The sequence below is a fragment of the Schaalia odontolytica genome (genome assembly GCF_031191545.1).
Lineage (GTDB): Bacteria > Actinomycetota > Actinomycetes > Actinomycetales > Actinomycetaceae > Pauljensenia > Pauljensenia odontolytica.
Map to the genome: position 1 here is coordinate 2,438,734 of NZ_CP133472.1, position 17,098 is coordinate 2,455,831.

16 protein-coding genes are annotated in these 17,098 nt (G+C 63.7%); 1 reads left to right on the forward strand and 15 read right to left on the reverse strand.

Going from position 1 to position 17,098, the window contains the following annotated elements; genetic code table 11:
* Window positions 1–6 precede the first annotated feature (6 nt).
* From RDV55_RS10420 to RDV55_RS10490, 15 genes are all read right to left on the reverse strand, one after another.
* A complete protein-coding gene (locus RDV55_RS10420; protein WP_245907755.1) occupies window positions 7–1,047 on the reverse strand; it encodes a restriction endonuclease in 1,041 nt (346 codons plus the stop codon).
* Window positions 1,048–1,191: 144 nt separating this feature from the next.
* Window positions 1,192–1,626, reverse strand: coding sequence for a metal-sulfur cluster assembly factor (locus RDV55_RS10425; RefSeq protein WP_111824190.1), 435 nt, complete (start codon window positions 1,624–1,626; stop codon window positions 1,192–1,194).
* A gap of 10 nt (window positions 1,627–1,636) precedes the next feature.
* A complete protein-coding gene (sufU, locus tag RDV55_RS10430; protein ID WP_111824189.1) occupies window positions 1,637–2,113 on the reverse strand; it encodes a Fe-S cluster assembly sulfur transfer protein SufU in 477 nt (158 codons plus the stop codon).
* 34 nt (window positions 2,114–2,147) lie between these two features.
* Entirely contained in the window at window positions 2,148–3,425 is a 1,278-nt protein-coding gene (locus RDV55_RS10435; protein WP_111824188.1) for a SufS family cysteine desulfurase, read from the reverse strand.
* Between the two features lie 5 nt (window positions 3,426–3,430).
* On the reverse strand, window positions 3,431–4,183 hold the full coding sequence (gene sufC / locus RDV55_RS10440) for a Fe-S cluster assembly ATPase SufC (protein WP_003792331.1): 753 nt from the start codon (window positions 4,181–4,183) through the stop codon (window positions 3,431–3,433).
* Window positions 4,184–4,199: 16 nt separating this feature from the next.
* Window positions 4,200–5,390 carry a Fe-S cluster assembly protein SufD gene (gene sufD, locus RDV55_RS10445; RefSeq protein ID WP_111824187.1) on the reverse strand — a complete coding sequence of 397 codons (1,191 nt, stop codon included), beginning with the start codon at window positions 5,388–5,390 and terminating at the stop codon, window positions 4,200–4,202.
* A complete protein-coding gene (sufB, locus tag RDV55_RS10450; protein WP_111824186.1) occupies window positions 5,390–6,835 on the reverse strand; it encodes a Fe-S cluster assembly protein SufB in 1,446 nt (481 codons plus the stop codon). The genes sufD and sufB overlap by 1 nt, the downstream gene beginning before the upstream one ends.
* Before the next feature lie 32 nt (window positions 6,836–6,867).
* Complete coding sequence (locus RDV55_RS10455; protein WP_111824185.1) at window positions 6,868–7,563, reverse strand: helix-turn-helix transcriptional regulator; 696 nt, start codon at window positions 7,561–7,563, stop codon at window positions 6,868–6,870.
* Window positions 7,564–7,716: 153 nt separating this feature from the next.
* Complete coding sequence (locus RDV55_RS10460) at window positions 7,717–8,361, reverse strand: NUDIX domain-containing protein (protein ID WP_111824184.1); 645 nt, start codon at window positions 8,359–8,361, stop codon at window positions 7,717–7,719.
* 224 nt (window positions 8,362–8,585) lie between these two features.
* On the reverse strand, window positions 8,586–9,479 hold the full coding sequence (locus RDV55_RS10465) for a copper transporter (RefSeq protein WP_111824183.1): 894 nt from the start codon (window positions 9,477–9,479) through the stop codon (window positions 8,586–8,588).
* The gene (gene steA, locus RDV55_RS10470; RefSeq protein ID WP_309187972.1) at window positions 9,476–10,621 is read right to left on the reverse strand and encodes a putative cytokinetic ring protein SteA; all 1,146 of its coding nucleotides are present in this window, start codon (window positions 10,619–10,621) and stop codon (window positions 9,476–9,478) included. Before steA ends, RDV55_RS10465 begins: the two co-directional genes overlap by 4 nt.
* The gene (gene recN / locus RDV55_RS10475; RefSeq protein WP_111824548.1) at window positions 10,618–12,294 is read right to left on the reverse strand and encodes a DNA repair protein RecN; all 1,677 of its coding nucleotides are present in this window, start codon (window positions 12,292–12,294) and stop codon (window positions 10,618–10,620) included. Before recN ends, steA begins: the two co-directional genes overlap by 4 nt.
* Window positions 12,291–13,121 (reverse strand): NAD kinase, encoded by an 831-nt coding sequence (locus tag RDV55_RS10480; RefSeq protein ID WP_111824547.1) that lies wholly within the window; start codon window positions 13,119–13,121, stop codon window positions 12,291–12,293. The genes recN and RDV55_RS10480 overlap by 4 nt, the downstream gene beginning before the upstream one ends.
* Window positions 13,118–13,945, reverse strand: a complete 828-nt coding sequence (locus RDV55_RS10485; RefSeq protein ID WP_111824546.1) for a TlyA family RNA methyltransferase — start codon at window positions 13,943–13,945, stop codon at window positions 13,118–13,120. Before RDV55_RS10485 ends, RDV55_RS10480 begins: the two co-directional genes overlap by 4 nt.
* Before the next feature lie 184 nt (window positions 13,946–14,129).
* A complete protein-coding gene (locus RDV55_RS10490; RefSeq protein ID WP_111824544.1) occupies window positions 14,130–15,914 on the reverse strand; it encodes an HAD-IIA family hydrolase in 1,785 nt (594 codons plus the stop codon).
* Between RDV55_RS10490 and RDV55_RS10495 the strand changes: the two genes are divergently transcribed.
* Window positions 15,867–17,012: a hypothetical protein gene (locus RDV55_RS10495; protein ID WP_133256530.1), complete on the forward strand. Its 1,146-nt coding sequence runs from the start codon at window positions 15,867–15,869 to the stop codon at window positions 17,010–17,012. The two genes, RDV55_RS10490 and RDV55_RS10495, sit on opposite strands and share 48 nt — an antisense overlap.
* Window positions 17,013–17,098 lie beyond the last annotated feature (86 nt).

The following is a 17,098-nucleotide window of genomic DNA, read 5'->3' on the forward strand; positions in this document are numbered from 1 at the left end:
AATGCTCTAGGCGGGCCACCAGATGCGCACCAACGGCAGTAGCGCGCGTGTCTCTTCATCCACCCGTTCGTAGACGTTGGTGTACAGGCGAACGAAGGCATCCAAGTCAATAAGGCGCACGGGGATATTGGATCGATCAGCCTCAAGCCGTGCGTCGCGGCTAAAGCCACCCGTTGACACATAGAGCCCCCGGTCCCCGGGACGAAGCCCTCCGATGAACGAGCGGATCTCGGGTGTGCCCATCGCGCTCTTACGGTGTTTGACCTCAGCGACAATGTGCGGAGACTCCAGGCCGAGCGCGTCGGGCGTTGCGATGACGTCTCGACCTCCGTCCGGGCCTCGCGCCGTCATGCGCGAATAGTAGCCCATTGCACGGAGCAGTCCGGCCGTGAGGGCCTCCATCTGATCCCACTCTAGGTCGAGCACGCGATCCTTGATGCGTTCTATGCCGTCTTCCGCGGATGCTGCCCGGGCATCATCGTCGAGGCCAACCGCCGGAGTCTCTTCGAGGTGAGCGGGCTCGGTTGCGGAGTCATCGACGTTCGGATCGTCAACGTGGGGCGTCCCTTCCCACCCCTGGACACCGGCCGCACGGGCGAGCTCGCCCGCAACGTCTTCGGCGATGCGGAAAATCGTCGTTCCACAGCCGAGGCGTGCGCGCGAGTCTGTGGACAGGGCATCGCGGCTCGCAGAACCGTACCACTGGACGCGACGCACGTACGACACTTCGTCATCGTCGGACTCGTACCAGTCCCCCGTCACGCGGCCGATCAGGTACTCGCGAGCCGCCGGATCGTAGGTGACAACGCGTGTGTTGTCCGTCATGTCCGTGAGGAAATGGTGCACCTGAGACGCAGCGGAACTCACCGATGCTGCCGATTCTTTAGGATGAGCGAGAGAGTGAGCGTCGCGCAGCTGCTCGTAGTTCATCCCACGCACGTCGCGATCGCCGAAGGTCCAGCGGATCCCAACGATTCCGGATTCCCTCCACAACTGCGCGTATATTCCGCCGTGACCGGCCCGGACCATCCATACGCTCATGCTCATGCCTCACCCTGACTTGCTCCAGTGTCACCACCGTCACGTTACCGTGGATTCGTAGCGAATGCATGCGCTATGCAATCGCAGCCCCGGCACCGAGAACACGTGTGTCCCCAGTGCCAGGCGGCACCGGGGACACACGCATCATTATCAGACGTTGAAGCCGATCGCGCGCAGCTGCTCGCGGCCATCCGGAGTGATACGATCCGGACCCCACGGCGGCATCCACACCCAGTTGATCTGGACCTCATCGGTGACTGCCGACAGGATCGTCTGCGCCTGACGCTCGATCACGTCCGTGAGCGGGCAAGCAGCGGAGGTCAGCGTCATATCCAAGCGCACCTGGTTCTCGGAGCCAATAACGACGCCGTAGACGAGGCCGAGGTCAACGATGTTGATACCAAGCTCGGGGTCAATAACGTCCTTGAGAGCTTCCAGCACGTTTTCTGCGGCGAGAGTTCCGCGCTCGACGACGTCGGTGCCATCGATCTGGCGAGTGGGCACCTCGGCGTTCGGAGCTTCCGGCTGCGCGGGCGCGCCAAAGCGCTGCTCGACCGGCTCAGACTGAGCCATCGGGTTACTCATTCCTGTTCCTTTACTGATCGGCGGGCTCGCCCGCGGTGGAAATATCGATACCAGACTGTGCCATCGCGTCGCGCAGCGCATACCACCCCAGGAGCGCGCACTTGACACGATTGGCGAACTGCGAGGTGGATTCCAGAGCGGCCGCATCCCCCAGCTCGTCGAGGATCTCGTCGTCGACGCCGAGGTTACGCGAGTGCATCATAACTTCCATGTCTCGGTAAAGCCGGCCGATTTCCTCGGCGGACTTGCCCTCCGTCAAGTCGGTCATCATGGACAGCGACGCGCGCGAGATCGAGCATCCGTCGCCGTCCCACTGGAGGGAGGCAAGGCGATCGCCATCGAGCGTGACGCCGAGAGTGACCTCGTCACCGCAGGTGGGGTTGACCTGGTGGGATGACGCGTCCATACCCGAGGGGTCTCCCGCGCCGTGCTTCTCACGAGCGTGATCCAGGATCACCTGCTGATACAACTGTTCAAGACTGCCCATGGCTACCTTTCATACCCGACGATCACAAGCAATTCTACTGACCGAAGAAGCCGCGCACCTGCGCCAGTCCATCGACGAGGCGTTCAATCTCCTCGACGGTCGTGGTCGGCGCGACGGAGGCACGGGCCGAGGAGCGGACCTGGAAGAACGTGTGCAGCGGGATCGCGCAGTGGTGTCCGACGCGCACCGCAACGTCGACGGAGTCCATAAACTGGCCGACGTCGTGCGGGTGAACTCCTTCGACCGCGAAGGCAACGACGCCGATTCGGTCAACATCCGTCTTTGGACCCAGCACCTTGATGCCGTCGATCGAAGAAATGCCATCGAGCATCATACGGGTCAGCGCGTGCTCGTGCGCTTCGATGCGATCCATTCCGAGCGTCGACATGTAGCGTAGTGCCTGCGACCACGCCGCGATCTGAGCGACCGGCTGGGAGCCCGCTTCAAAGCGTTCGGGCGGGGCCATGAACGTCGACTCCTCCATGGTCACCCACTCGATCATCGAGCCACCGGTGAGAACTGGCGGCATCGCGGCAAGGAGAGAACGGCGTGCCCACAGCGCGCCCGCCCCCGTGGGTCCGAGCATCTTGTGCGAGGAGAAAACCGCGAAGTCGACGTCGAGCGTCGACAGGTCGAGGGGCATGTGGGCACTGGACTGGCAGGTGTCGAGAAGAACCAGGGCACCGACGCCGCGAGCTGCCGCCGTCACGTCAGCGACGGGTGAGACTGCACCGGTCACGTTGGACACGTGGGTAAAGGCGACCAGGCGCGTGTTCGGCGTGATGACGGAGAGCGTCTCGAGATCGATGCGACCGTCGGGCGTGAGATCGAGCCAGGCAAGCTCGGCGCCCGTACGCTCACACAGCTGCTGCCACGGAACGATGTTCGCGTGGTGCTCGGCGCGGGTGCAGACGATTCGATCACCGGGCCCCACGCGCAGGGCGGCGGACTGGGTACCGCCCAGCCCCTGCGACGCGTTTCCCATGGACACAGCTACCAGGTTGATGGCCTCGGTTGCGTTTTTCGTCCACACGATCTCGTCGGGCGCGCCGCCCACGAACGAGGCCAGGGTGCCTCGAGCGCTCTCGAACGCGTCGGTTGCCTCGTCGCCGAGCAGGTGCGTGCCCCGATGGACCGCACCGTTGCTGCGCCGATAGAAGTCGGCCTCCGCGTCGATGACGCATGCGGGCTTCTGCGATGTAGCAGACGCATCGAGATACGCAATGGGTGCGCCGCCGCGCCCGAGGCGACTCAGGATCGGAAAGTCCGAACGAATCGCGTCGAGCTCGGCGGCGGTGAAGTCCGCAGACACGGTGATCAGAGACCCAGGTACTTGTCGTAGCCATTCTCTTCGAGCTCGTCGGCCAGCTCGGGGCCGCCCTGAGCGGCGACGCGGCCGTCGACGAAAACGTGAACGTGGCTGGGCTTGATGTAACGCAGGATGCGGGTGTAGTGCGTGATCAGCATGACACCGCAGCCGGTCTCACCATGGACGCGGTTGACGCCCTCGGACACGATGCGCAGAGCGTCAACATCGAGGCCGGAGTCGGTCTCGTCGAGCACGGCGAAGGAGGGCTTAAGGAGCTCCATCTGGAGGATCTCGAGCCGCTTCTTCTCGCCACCGGAGAAACCGACGTTGACGTCGCGCTCGGCGAAGTCGGAGTCCATGCGAAGGTTCTCCATGGAGCTCTTCATGTCCTTCACCCATGAGCGCAGGGCAGGTGCCTGGCCATCAATCGCGGTCTTCGCGGTACGCAGGAAGTTGGAGACGGACACGCCAGCGACCTCGACGGGGTACTGCATGGCCAGGAACAGTCCGGCCTTCGCTCGCTCGTCGACGCTCATCTCGGTGATGAGCTGGTCGTCGAGCCACGCCTCGCCCGAGGTGATTTCGTAGTCGGGGTGACCGGCCAGCGCGTAGGCCATGGTGGACTTACCGGAGCCGTTGGGGCCCATGATGGCGTGGATTTCGCCGGAGTTGATCGTCAGGTTGACACCCTTGAGGATCTCCTTGGGGCCCTCGGCGGTCTCGACGGAGACGTGCAGATCCTTAATACGTAGAGTCGACATGTGTATTCCTTACAGCTCAGTTGTTACGGGACTTGGCCAGCTCGGCCTCGACGGTTGCCATGAGGTGGTCAACCACCTCGGGAACGCCGATCTGATTGATCAGTTCGGCGAAGAAGCCGCGCACGACCAGGCGGCGTGCCTCGTGCTCAGGAACACCACGGCTCATCAGGTAGAACAGCTGCTCATCGTCGAAACGACCGGTCGCGGACGCATGTCCGGCACCCTCAATTTCGCCGTTCTCGATCTCGAGGTTAGGAACCGAGTCGGCCTTCGCACCCTCGGTGAGCACCAGGTTACGATTCAGCTCGTAGGTGTCCGTGCCGTCGGCAGCCTCGCGGATGAGGCAGTCGCCGATCCATACCGAGTGCGCATCCTTGCCCTGCAGGGCACCCTTGTAGGTGACGCGCGAGAAGCACTTGGGCTGGGAGTGGTCGACGAAGACGCGGTGTTCGAGGTGCTGTCCGCCGTCCACGAAGTAGATGCCCAACATGTTGAGCTCGGCGCCGGGGCCACGGAAGTCCGTGTCGGCGCATACGCGCACGAGGTCTCCGCCGAAGGTCACCACAATGTGGGTGAGCTTGGAGTCGCGGCCCAGCGCCAGGCGCTGGTTCGAGGCATGCAGGGCAGTGTCGTCCCATTCCTGCAGCGACACGACTGTCAGGTTCGCGCTGTCGCCGGTCTGAACCTCGACGGTCTGATTGAGCGCAGCCTGGGCGGAGCCGGTGTGCGACAGGATGACGGTCGCCTTGGAGAACTTGCCAGCTCGAATCACGAGGTGCTGCGCGCGCGTACCCTCGATGTCGGCCACGTTGATACGCACCGGAGCATCAAGCTCAGCCTCGGCCGGAATCTCGACGACGGTCGCCTGCTCGAAAGCGTTCCAGGCGACGACCGCGGTGCGGTCGCCGGGAGCCAGGACGGTGCCCAGACGCTTGTCGTCACGCGACACGGTCTCGACGAGGACGGGGGCGGGGGCCTCGACGGCAACCGGCGCATCGCCCGCATCGTAGTTGGCCGGTTCGAACAGTCGCTCGATGCGGCGCATCGGGGTGAAACGCCAATCTTCCTCGCGTCCGTGAGGAACGGCGATGTCGCTCAGGTTGAACGACGTGGGACGGTCCGCGCGCGAGGGGTGAGCCTTCTCAGCATCGGCCCCGTGCGAGTGGGCCTTGTTCATGGTCTCGACAATAGTATTGGGGGTCGTCATCAGCCGACGGATCCTTCCATCTGCAGTTCAATGAGGCGGTTGAGCTCGAGGGCGTACTCCATCGGCAGCTCCTTGGCGATCGGCTCGACGAAGCCACGCACGATCATCGCCATGGCCTCGTTCTCGTCCAGGCCTCGGCTCATGAGGTAGAAGAGCTGGTCGGCGCTCACCTTGGTGACGGTGGCCTCGTGCCCCATCTCGACGTCATCGGTGCGAACGTCGACGTAGGGGTAGGTGTCGGTACGCGAGATCTTGTCGACCAGCAGAGCGTCGCACAGCACGTTCGACTTGGAATGGCGGGCTCGAGCATTGACCTGGACGAGGCCGCGGTAGGACGTGCGTCCGCCGCCGCGCGAGACGGACTTGGACACGATGGACGACGAGGTGTGCGGTGCCATGTGCACCATCTTCGCGCCGGTGTCCTGCTGTTGTCCGGGGCCGGCAAAACCGATGGACAGAGTTTCGCCGCGAGCGTGCTCCCCCATAAGGAAGCAGGCCGGGTACTTCATGGTGATCGCAGCACCCATGTTGCCGTCGACCCATTCCATGGTGCCGCCCTCTTCAACGATCGCACGCTGGGTAACCAGGTTGAGCACGTTGGTCGACCAGTTCTGAATGGTCGTGTAGCGCACGCGCGCGTCCTTCTTCACGAAGATCTCAATGACGCCGGAGTGCAACGAGTTCTCGTCGTAGATCGGGGCGGTGCAGCCCTCGACGTAGTGAACGTAGGACCCCTCGTCGGCGATGATGAGCGTACGCTCGAACTGACCCATGGCGGAGGTGTTAATGCGGAAGTACGCCTGAAGCGGGATCGTCACGTGCACGCCCTTGGGGACGTAGACGAAGGATCCACCGGACCAGGCGGCGGTGTTCAGTGCCGAGAACTTGTTGTCGCCGGCGGGCACGCACTTGCCGAAGTACTCCTCGAAGATCTCGGGGTACTCGCGCAGACCGGTATCGGTGTCGGTGAAGATGACGCCCTGGCGCTCCAGGTCCTCCTGGATCTGCTGGTAGACGACCTCGGATTCATACTGCGCGGCGACGCCGGAGACCAGACGCGCCTTTTCAGCCTCGGGGATGCCCAGACGGTCATAGGTGTCACGGATTTCCTCTGGGAGGTCTTCCCAGTCGTTGACCTGACGATCCGTGGGGCGCACATAGTACTTGAACGCGTCGAAGTCCACGTGTGACAGGTCGGGTCCCCAAGCGGGCATCGGCTTGCGCTCAAAAAGCTCGAGCGCCTTCAGGCGACGTTCGCGCATCCACTGCGGTTCGTCCTTAACGTCCGAAATGAAGCGGACGATACTCTCATTAATGCCGGTGGGGACGTCTTTGGAATAGTCGTCGGAGTCATGCCAACCGTACTCGTAACCGCCGATCGAATCGATGATCTCGTCATCGGTCATACGACGGTCCTCAGCGCCCAAGGCGGGTGCCTGCGTCATTGTTATATCAACCTCTCGTTCTTAACTGCGTGCTACTTGCGTCGCACATTCCGCGCGCCGGGGCGGACGACGGGCATACCCACGGGAATATGGGTCGTGCACACGTGTCCGCCGCCGGCAAGCGTGGAAAGTCTTTGCACGTGGACGTCGAGGAGTTTGCCAAAGGCAACGGTCTCGGCATCACACAACTGCGGGAAGTCTCCCGCAACGTTTTGGATCGGGCAGTGGCCCTGGCACAGCTGAACGGCAAGCGTGCCACCCCCGATGTCACGAACCGTGGCGGCGTATCCGTCCTGTGTGAGCGCGTCAGCGAGGGCCTGCGCGCGCACGCGAGGGTCCGCACCTGCGTCGCGCACGATCGGAGCGTATCGACGTTCAATCTCACGCGAACGTGCTGCCGCAAAGGATTCAACCGCAGCTTCTCCACCGACCTGTCCGAGATATCCCAGTGCCTTAGAGGCAAGATCGGAGTAACCGTCAGCCAAGTGAATGTGGGCGCGCTCCGTCGCCACGTAGTGGCGGGCGGGGCGTCCGCGCCCGCGTTTCGACGGGGCACCCGGTTCGTGCTCGGCGATCTCCTGGGACTCAAGGAGCAAGGTAATGTGGCGTCGAACGGCAGCGGTGGTCAGCCCTAAGACTTTCGCAATCGACGAGGCCGTCACCGGGCCCTTTTCGACGATGAGATCGAGCACCTGCTGTCGGGTCGTGGCGTCTGATTCTTCTGCCACTTGTCCTCCGCTCCGACGCTTCACGTTCGCGTCTCCTTGTGCTTTTCTCTGGAAACGAGTGTACGCCAATTTAGATAAATAGGCGTTGCGAAAAGCGTGTTGGAGTGTCGGACAGCCCACACGTCGAGGGACTTAGGGCCTACGCTCTGTTCTCTACCGCATCCATGGAGCGTCGGCGGGGCGCAAGCCCTGCCAATCGCGCCCCCGAGCAGCGTGCGCCGCGAGAATACCGATCACTGCGGAGGGGCTGTGAAGACGCCCATCTAACACCATGTCGAGGGCCTGGGACAGGGGGACCCACGCGTACTCCATCGTCGCCTCCTCATCTTCGCGTTCGAAGACGGTACCGGTGGCTTCTAGGTCACGGGCGAGAAAGACGCGCAGGGGCTCGTTAGTGCCGCCGGGAGAGGTCAGGAAATCGACCAGGACCTCCCAACGGCTGGCCCTCATATCAGCCTCCTCGGCCAGCTCACGCTCGGCTGCGACCAGAGGGTCTTCGCCGGGAATATCGAGCAGGCCCGCGGGGATCTCCCACAGGGTCGCTTGCACTGGATGCCGGTATTGGCGCTCCATCAGGATTTCCTCGCCGCCCGATTCTCCACGCATCGCGACGACGGCGACTGCTCCGGGATGGCGGGTGTATTGACGGACGACGGGTTCCTGCCCCTTGACGACGACAACACGGTCTTCGACCATGTCGACGATACGCCCGCTCCACACGACCTCGCTGCGCGCGACTTCGTGGGTGCTCGGCTGATCCGCGATGGTTAGGGCCTGGGTGCTAGACAGGAAATGCATGAGTCTCACTCTCGTCGAACTCGTCTGTGTGGATCGAGTATAGGCCTTCGCGTGGGCGTAGCGCCTGGGTGCCGCACGTGCATCACCCCCTCACAAGAAGCAGCCCCGCTCCCCCAATCATGAACTGCGCCCCATTCCCTGGACTTCAATTTCGATGTCCAAGAAACGGGAGGCAGTTCAATCCATCGGGCAGCGGGGCCGCTAGTTGCAGCAGCGGTCGCGAATTACTTGGTCGGCGGAATCACCGACTGAGCGCCTGTTCCGACACCGTAGGCGCGCGCATTCGGCGACGGTGTGGCCAGGGCAAGAGCCGCATCGACAGCAGCCAACGTCGTACCCACCGAGTCAACTGTCGTCACAGCGGTTCCACTGGCGCGCACCTGGCTCACCATCGCGTCGCGCGTTGATGCGTCCCCCACGAGAACGCCCGACGTCGAACCGACGGCTTGAGCTAGGCCTACCCACGCGTCGGTGCTCGCGGTCACCGCTGTGGGCGTAGAGCCGGAGGAAGCGCTCGCCTGCGCACGCGGACCCACGGCGACGATGGTCGTTGCAGTCCCAGAAGGGTCCTCGTCGATCGTCATGATCGGCGTCGATTCGTCCGTCAGGATCTGGCGCAGCAGGTCGGTTTCCGAGCCGGTCGAGGTGAGAACCTGGGCAATCGAGTATCCGACGACGCCGTCGGCGCTGGCCGTCTTCGCCGCACCGGAGGTGAGGTGAGAGGCAAGCGTGGTCGACAGCGTCGTACGGTACTGGCTCATCGATGTGGACTGCCAGTTGTCGCTCAGTGTCACGCGACCAATAACGCTCGCGCCGGCATCGGTGAGGGTCGAGCGGAGAGCACTGACATCGTCGTCCGATGCGCCGGGTGCCACAACGAGTGCGATCTTCGCCCCCGCGAGGGAACCCGACAGCGTGGACGAAGCGAGAGCTTTCAGTCCCGCGGCCTCAGCATCGGCCTGGGCGCTGAGCTGAGGATCTGCTCCGACAGAGCTTGACGACGTACTCATGCCAGACTGAATGCGGCTCTGAAGCGGCCCAGCCCCGAGGACGACGCCGACTGCGAGAGCGATGAAAATCCCGATGATCGAGACGACGTGGTAACGGAAGTTAATCATTGGGTTCCTCCAGCGGAGTGCATCAGCGAGACAAAGAAAGAAGTAAGGGGGTGCAGCAGATCGTTACCCCACGGAGTCGACCACAAAGCGACTCCCATCAGCGCGATCGCAACCAGGGCGAGAAGCACGAGGACCCAGCCACGCGGGCGTGGACGGAAGGTTGCCGCCACCGCCTGCGCACCGATGAGACGCGAGCCGACCGCAAGACGGGAGAAAAAGGCCGGTGCGACGAGCGCGCGTCCAGCGTCGACAAGCTCGGCTTCACCATAGGAAACGCCCGCCGTCACGACGGCAGTGGTGCCCGAATGTGCCGCGACGACGAGAGCCGCGTCGAGAGACGTCCCGGCCATCGCCACCTGCTCATAGACAACACCCATGCGATCAAGGCGCTGTGCACCCGGAGCGAGGCCGTCCCCGCCAACCCGAACGACGAAAGCGCGGGCGCGCCGGATGGCCTTCTCGCTCATCAGATCCGCGTCGCCCACAACGAGGTCGAGGCCCAGTCGGGCCTTCAGCGCGACGTCTGCGCCAGCATCGACGGCGATGACGAAAGGAGCCGCCTCGGACCGCCACCGGGCGAGCGCCTTGAGATCAGCGATGGCGTCGCTCGCTGCCGTCACGAGAAGAATCGGCCGTTTACCAAGCCCATCAATCGAAGGCACGCCTTCGCCACGCAGGACGGTTGCCCCGTCCTGCGTCAGGTAGTCCTCGATGGAGCCCTCGAATCCGGCAAAAAGCGCGCTCGAGTCGGCCACCTCGACGTTCAGATCGTCCTCGGATACGAACCTGCCCGTGGCGATGACGCCACCATCGACAAGGACTTTACCGCCCGTAACCGTCACGTCCTGTCCCTCGCGCAGCGACATGATGTCCTGGCCGAGGTCGTCGACGAGGGTAATACCCGCATCGAGAATAAGACGGGGACCCAGAGCAGCCACGCGGCCGGTCAACGATGGCTGGGCGTTCAGGACCGCGGCGGGTGCCGCCTCGACCAGCGCAGCTGCACTGTCACGGTCCAAATCCGCGACGTTAATGACGGCGATCTCGCCGCGCTCGAGGCGCGTTGCGAGGTGCTTGGGGCGGTCGTCGACGCGCACGCGTCCCGATCGGGCCTTTGAATCCTTTGAAAGTTTTTCGCTCATCCCTGCGATTGTGACACGGCGGAAGCCAAGACTTGCGAAGCGTGGCGGCGCGCCGCAGCCGAGTGCGGATCCCCACCCATCATTCGAGTCAGTTCAGCTTCGCGTGCATCACCGTGCACTTCGCGCACGGTGGTCGTCCCGTCGTCCTTTTCGATGACGAGGTGCTGGTCCCCAAACGCGGCAACCTGGGCAAGGTGAGTCACGACGATAACCTGACGCGATGATGCGAGGCGCTTGAGGCGCGCACCGACCTCGGTCGCGGTCTGCCCGCCGATGCCGGCGTCGATCTCATCGAAGATGAACGTCGACGAGGCCTCGGTCCGTCCGAGCATCAGCTCGAGGGCTAGCATGACGCGGGAAAGCTCGCCGCCGGAAGCACCCTGGCCGAGCGCACGGGCAGGGGCATGGCGATGTGGCTGCAGGCGGAAGACGACGGTTTCGCATCCATTCGAGGTTGGTTTCGTCGGCTCTAACTCGATATGCAACGTTGCGTCGGGCATCGACAGCGCATGAAGCTCTTCGTTGACACCCGCAGCCAGTTCGGTTGCGAGGCCTGCGCGCGACTGTGTGACTCGGCACCCGCATTCAAGAACGCGTTGCTGAGCCGTGACGAGCTCGCGCTCGACGCTGTCGGGGTCAGAGCCGGGCGAGGAAAGCTCCTCGAAACGAGCACGGGCTTCTTCTAGCCAGACGAGGAGCCCCTCGATATCTGACGCCCGTCCGCGCAGGGCGTCCTTGATGGCAGCGCGCCGCGCGTGGATGTGCGCGAGCCTCTCCGGGTCCGCATCGAGACGAGACAGGTACGCCGAGACATCATCGGCGAGTGCTTCCAACTCGAGCACCTGATTGCGGGCACGGCCCACGAACTCAGCCACGGCCTCGTCAAAGCGGGCAGCATCGTCGAGTTGCGCATAGGCATGACGAGCGGCCTCGACAGCCCCCGCGTAATCGCCTCGATCATCGCCCTTGAGATAGCCCAGCGACGCACCCACGAGGGCTCGCAGGTCCTCCACGTTCGTCAGGCGCGCGGCCTCGCGCACGAGGTCCTCTTCTTCCCCAATTTCTGGGTTCAGCTCCTCGATCTGCGCGATAGCTGCACGAAGATCCTCACGTTCTTCCGCTCGTTCGCTTGCGTCGCCGCGCAGCGAATCGAGACGATGCTTCACCTCGACGGCGTGACGGAATGCCGATCGGTATTCCTCGAGCAATGCAGCATGTGTGGAGCCGCCGAATTGATCCAACGCTCGACGCTGCGCAGCCTCGCCGGTCAGCCGGATCTGATCGGACTGCCCGTGAATCGTCACCATCGAGCCCACGATGTCAGCCAAGACGGAAGCAGGAACGGGACGCGAGCCAAGGTGTGCGCGCGAACGGCCGGCGGCCCGCACGGAGCGGCCGACGATCAACTCATCGCCTTCGACAAGGCCACCAGCTTCCTCGACGCGCGCTGCGATGTCAGGTGTCACGGAAAAAGTGCCGTCCACCGACAGGCGCTCCGCGCCACTACGAACGAGCGCGGCGTCAGCGCGAGCGCCCAGCAACAGCTGCAAGCTCGAGAGCACCATCGTCTTACCCGCGCCAGTTTCACCCGTGACAACGATGAGGCCGGATCCGAAATCAACGTGCGCATTAGCGATGACACCGAGATGGGAGATATCGAGAGACTCAATCACCGCGCAGCGTCCCTCCAACCACGCACAGGGAGGTTAAACTTCCGGACGAGACGCGCGGAAAACGGCGTGTCATCGACCCGCACGAGCTGCACGGGGGACGAACCCACGCGAGCGCGAACCACAGCACCCGCCGGAACCGTCATGCGTCGCAAGCCATCGCACCACATCTCGGGCGCAGTCCACATGTCATCGAGAACGACGATCTCAACGCATGCGGACGGGCCGACGACGAGAGGACGGGTAAAGAGGCCGTGCGCCGCCAACGGGGCAACGACGATTGCCTCGGTATCTGGCCACACAACCGGACCACCAGCGGAAAATGAATAGGCTGTGGAGCCGGTCGGCGTAGACAGGATCATGCCGTCTGCCCCGTACGTCGACACTTCCTGCCCATCGACCACAAGGGCGAAATGGACCGGGTGCGCGACGTCGGTGTGCATGACGACTGCTTCGTTCAGGGCCCAGTCGTCCGCCTTTGAACCATCGGGACGTTCCACCGTGACATCGAGCGTCATGCGTCGTTCGACCGAAAAGTCGCTGTCGGCGATCTTGCGCGCAAGATCACCCGTTCCTTTATCGCCCAGCTCCGTCAGGAATCCCATGTGGCCCGCGTTGATACCGAGCAGCGGGACATTCAGGGCACGCGCGCTCGACGCCGCCGCCAGGAAGGTTCCGTCGCCGCCGATCGACAGCACCATATCGATACGGTCAACAGACGCGTCGTCTACCACCTCAATACCGCGCTCGTTGAGAGCCTGTGTGAGGCTCACGGCACTGGTGACCGCGTTGGGGCGATGACGATGGCGCACCATCAAGACACGAGTCATGATCGTTCTCCAGCAGGACCAGCCGCAACGGCCTGACGAATGTAGGCGGTCAGTTGCAACGGGTCGATTGGTTCGGGGTGGTTGCGCCGCATGTGCACAAAATACTCCACGTTTCCGCTGGGCCCTGGCAGTGGCGATGCGGCGATGGCCACGATATCAAGCCCCAAGTCAATGGCGCATCGAGCGACCGTCTCCACAGTCTCCACGTGGTGCTCCGGATCGCGAACCACTCCCCCGTGGCCGAGGCGTTCTTTCCCGATCTCGAACTGAGGCTTCACCATAAGCAGGAAGTCGGCATCATGCGCCGCCGCAGCAACGAGAGCCGGGAGAACAAGTGTCAACGAAATAAACGACATATCCCCCACGACGAGTTGGGGGGCGGGGGCAACGGAAGCGGGATCCAGGGTCCGGACGTTAGTGCGATCGCGCACCTCAACGCGCGGATCAGATTGCAGCTTCCAGGCGAGCTGGCCGTATCCCACATCGACCGCGACGACGGAAGCCGCACCGCGTCGCAGCAGAACGTCCGTAAATCCTCCCGTCGATGCACCGGCATCCAGAGCGCGGCGCCCTTCGATCGGAGGAGCCTTGTCCCCGAGGGCGTCGAGGGCTCCGGCGAGCTTATGCGCGCCACGCGAGACGTATTCCGGATCGTCGGTCTCCTCGACAACGATCGCCTGGGCAGGATCCATCTGGCGTGCCGGCTTCAAGACGATCTGCCCGTCCAGCTTGACGCGGCCATCCTCGATCATCTGAGCGGCCGCCGAGCGTGACTTCGCGAGACCGCGGCGCACAAGTTCCGAATCAATGCGACGAAGTCTCACCTGTCACTCCGATCCTCACGGGGGACATCAACATGTCCGCCAGGTACACGCCCACCAATCGGTACGTCGGCAGACAGAGCCCGGCGTAGATCAGCCTCGATGGCCCGCAGCGTCGCGATCTGCGCTGACGCTGCGAGCTCGTCGAAACCGACAAGCCGGGCTTCCGTCTGTTCGCGAAGGGCCATCAGGCCTCGTCGTCCATATCGGCGGTCGCCTCAAGAAGCTGCTCGAGCTCCTCTTCGCCGGGCAGGAACGCAGGCGTCTCGGCACCCGGCTCCGGCAAGCTGTCCGCGTTGGCTGCGACGTCGAAGAAGTCATTGTCGTCTTCAAGCGCCGCGGTCGGCTCGGGAGCGGTCACGATGCCCGCCGGATCATCGTTGCTGACGACGGTGATCTCGGGGCAGGACGGAGCGGAGCCAGCCGAATCTGCGTACTCCCAAGCAGCGGCTGCGAGCGCACGGTAGGAGTCGATCGTGATCGTCACCGGCTCAGTAAGCTCAACGTCATCGAGGGTGAGTACGCCGGAGCGCTGTGCCTTCGCCACCTGGGAGAGGCCGCACGTCCAGGTGCCGTCGCGATGATGCTTCGGGGCAGGATGCGCCTCGAGCAGGCCACGCATGTCGATCGCGAGGTAGCTCGGGCGCTGTCCGCGAGGCGCACGGATGACATCGCGCGCCATGTGGACACCGGTAAGCACATGCATGGCGGGAACACCTGCGGCCACCGCACCCATGATGTCCGTCTCGAGGCGATCACCGATGGCGAGCGGGTTGTGTGCACCCACGAGCTCGCTCGCACGGCGGTAGATGCCGGGTTCGGGCTTGCCACCGGCGGTGGGGCGCTGACGCGTGGCATGCTGGATCGCACGCACAAGGGAGCCGTTGCCGAGGGCCTGGCCACGCTCGACGGGGAGCGTCGCATCGAGGTTGGAGGCGTAGAACGCCGCGCCGCGCTCGATTGCGAAGGCACCCTCGGACAGGAGCGCCCAATCGACCTGCTTGTCGAGACCCTGCACGACGGCCGCGGGTTCATCGTCCGCGCTGTCAACGAGAACGAAGCCGCGCTCTTCCAGGGCGAGGCGCAGACCGGCGCCGCCGATAACGAGGACCTTGGAACCTTCGTCAAGTTCCTCAGCCATGATCGCTGCGATATCCATCGCAGAGGTCATCACCATCTCGGCGGTAGCCGCGAAGTCCATGCTGTTCAGCTTCTCCGTGACCTGCGCGGGCGTGCGCATCGCATTGTTTGTGACGAAAGCCGACGCCATACCGAGTCCGCGTGCCTCGATGACAGACGCGGCCGCGTGCTCGATGCGCTCGTCCCCCGACCAGGCGGTGCCGTCGAGATCAAGAAGCGCGCAGTCGTAGTCCTCAGCCAGGGCATTGCCGGTGCCGCGCAGCGGAGAACGTTTGCCATCGACGTCCGCATCCTGGTACAGGGCGACGTCGATGATCTCAGCATCTTCGGCGATGACGGGCATAGAGGCGATGACCTCGGCAGCCTCGTCGTCACGGCCGAGCTCGGTGAGCCGCTCAGCCTTCACCTCCATGAGGCGACGACGGAGTTCGTCGTCAACAGATGAGGGCAGCGCGGCGAGCGCATCATCGACGATCACGAGACCAACGTCGGCCTGTCCGAGGTCTGCACGAGCACCGGAGGACACAAGCACAAGCTCGACCTGCTCGGCAAGGTCGAGAGAGGAAGCATCGGTCGCGTCGATGATCTCAACGGCCTTCTCGGGATGGCCGAGGCCACGTTCAGCGTCCGCTTCGACCGCACGTAGAGACGAGTCCCCGCGCATGCGTCGAACCGCACGCACCTCGCGCAGCGCTTCCTCATAGCGGCCGGATGCGTAGGCGGTCAGTGCAGCTGCCTCGCGGACGACGTCGACGCGGCCAGCGCGGGAAACCGCGGCCTGTGCGTGCTGGTAGGCAGCTTCCGGGTCGAGATCGATGAGCTGCCCAGCCATCACGAGGTGACGGGCGACGATGTCGCGGTTGGGGCCCGAGAGCGTCGTCAGAGCACGCAGGGCGTCGCGGTCCAGTTCATCGGCGCTAACGCCCGCAGGAATCGTCGGCTCATTACCGTTGGGCGACACATACTCGTCCGTCGAAGCGTAGTTCTTGTACGAATCGTCCTTGCGCCGGTCGTCGCGGAAACCACCACGGCGATCATCCCGCTTCTGGTAACCACCACGACGATCATCGCGACCGCCAAAATCACGCCGATCGTTATCGCGACGCTGGAAGTCACGACGCTCACCATCACGACGGTCATCGCGGAAACCACCACGACGATCATCCCGCTTCTGGTAACCACCACGACGGTCGTCACGACCACCGAAATCACGGCGATCATCGTCACGACGCTGGTAACCGCTGCGGCGATCATCGCGCTGCTGGAACCCGCCGCGACCTCGGTCCTCGAAGCCTCCACGTCGGTCATCACGACGCTGGTAGCCACCGCGATCCCCACGACGATCATCGCGACCGCCAAAATCACGCCGATCGTTATCGCGACGCTGGAAGTCACGACGCTCACCATCACGACGGTCATCGCGGAAACCACCACGACGATCATCCCGCTTCTGGTAACCACCACGACGGTCGTCACGACCACCGAAATCACGGCGATCATCGTCACGACGCTGGTAACCGCTGCGGCGATCATCGCGCTGCTGGAACCCGCCGCGACCTCGGTCCTCGAAGCCTCCACGTCGGTCATCACGACGCTGGTAGCCACCGCGATCCCCACGACGATCATCGCGACCGCCAAAATCACGCCGATCGTTATCGCGACGCTGGAAGTCACGACGCTCACCATCACGACGGTCATCGCGGAAACCACCACGACGATCATCATCACGACGCTGGAAGTTGCCCCAGTCGCTACGGTCGGAACGTTCACCGTTTCGGTCACGCCACTGCGGCTGGCGCTTCTGGTATCCACCACGGCCGAATTCGCCGCGTCCTCGAGTCTCTTCTGCCATGGTGTCAATCCTCTATTCCTACGCCGTATGGCGCTCTTGTGCCTGGTGCGCGATGCGCGTTCAACCACCCAATACTAGACGACGGGCGGTACCGGAGCGGCACTAAGCCGTGAAAAGGAGAGGGACGGCACGCAAAAGCGCGCCGTCCCTCTCTATTGGTTGTG

Bases quoted from the DNA above. Each gene is read 5' to 3' on its own strand.
- RDV55_RS10425 (WP_111824190.1), bottom strand. From the start codon at position 1,626: ATGAGTAACCCGATGGCTCAGTCTGAGCCGGTCGAGCAGCGCTTTGGC.
- sufC (WP_003792331.1), bottom strand. From the start codon at position 4,183: ATGTCGACTCTACGTATTAAGGATCTGCACGTCTCCGTCGAGACCGCC.
- sufU (WP_111824189.1), bottom strand. From the start codon at position 2,113: ATGGGCAGTCTTGAACAGTTGTATCAGCAGGTGATCCTGGATCACGCT.
- RDV55_RS10465 (WP_111824183.1), bottom strand. From the start codon at position 9,479: ATGATTAACTTCCGTTACCACGTCGTCTCGATCATCGGGATTTTCATC.
- sufB (WP_111824186.1), bottom strand. From the start codon at position 6,835: ATGACGCAGGCACCCGCCTTGGGCGCTGAGGACCGTCGTATGACCGAT.
- RDV55_RS10460 (WP_111824184.1), bottom strand. From the start codon at position 8,361: ATGCATTTCCTGTCTAGCACCCAGGCCCTAACCATCGCGGATCAGCCG.
- RDV55_RS10490 (WP_111824544.1), bottom strand. From the start codon at position 15,914: ATGGCTGGGCAGCTCATCGATCTCGACCCGGAAGCTGCCTACCAGCAC.
- RDV55_RS10480 (WP_111824547.1), bottom strand. From the start codon at position 13,121: ATGACTCGTGTCTTGATGGTGCGCCATCGTCATCGCCCCAACGCGGTC.
- RDV55_RS10420 (WP_245907755.1), bottom strand. From the start codon at position 1,047: ATGAGCATGAGCGTATGGATGGTCCGGGCCGGTCACGGCGGAATATAC.
- sufD (WP_111824187.1), bottom strand. From the start codon at position 5,390: ATGACGACCCCCAATACTATTGTCGAGACCATGAACAAGGCCCACTCG.
- steA (WP_309187972.1), bottom strand. From the start codon at position 10,621: ATGAGCGAAAAACTTTCAAAGGATTCAAAGGCCCGATCGGGACGCGTG.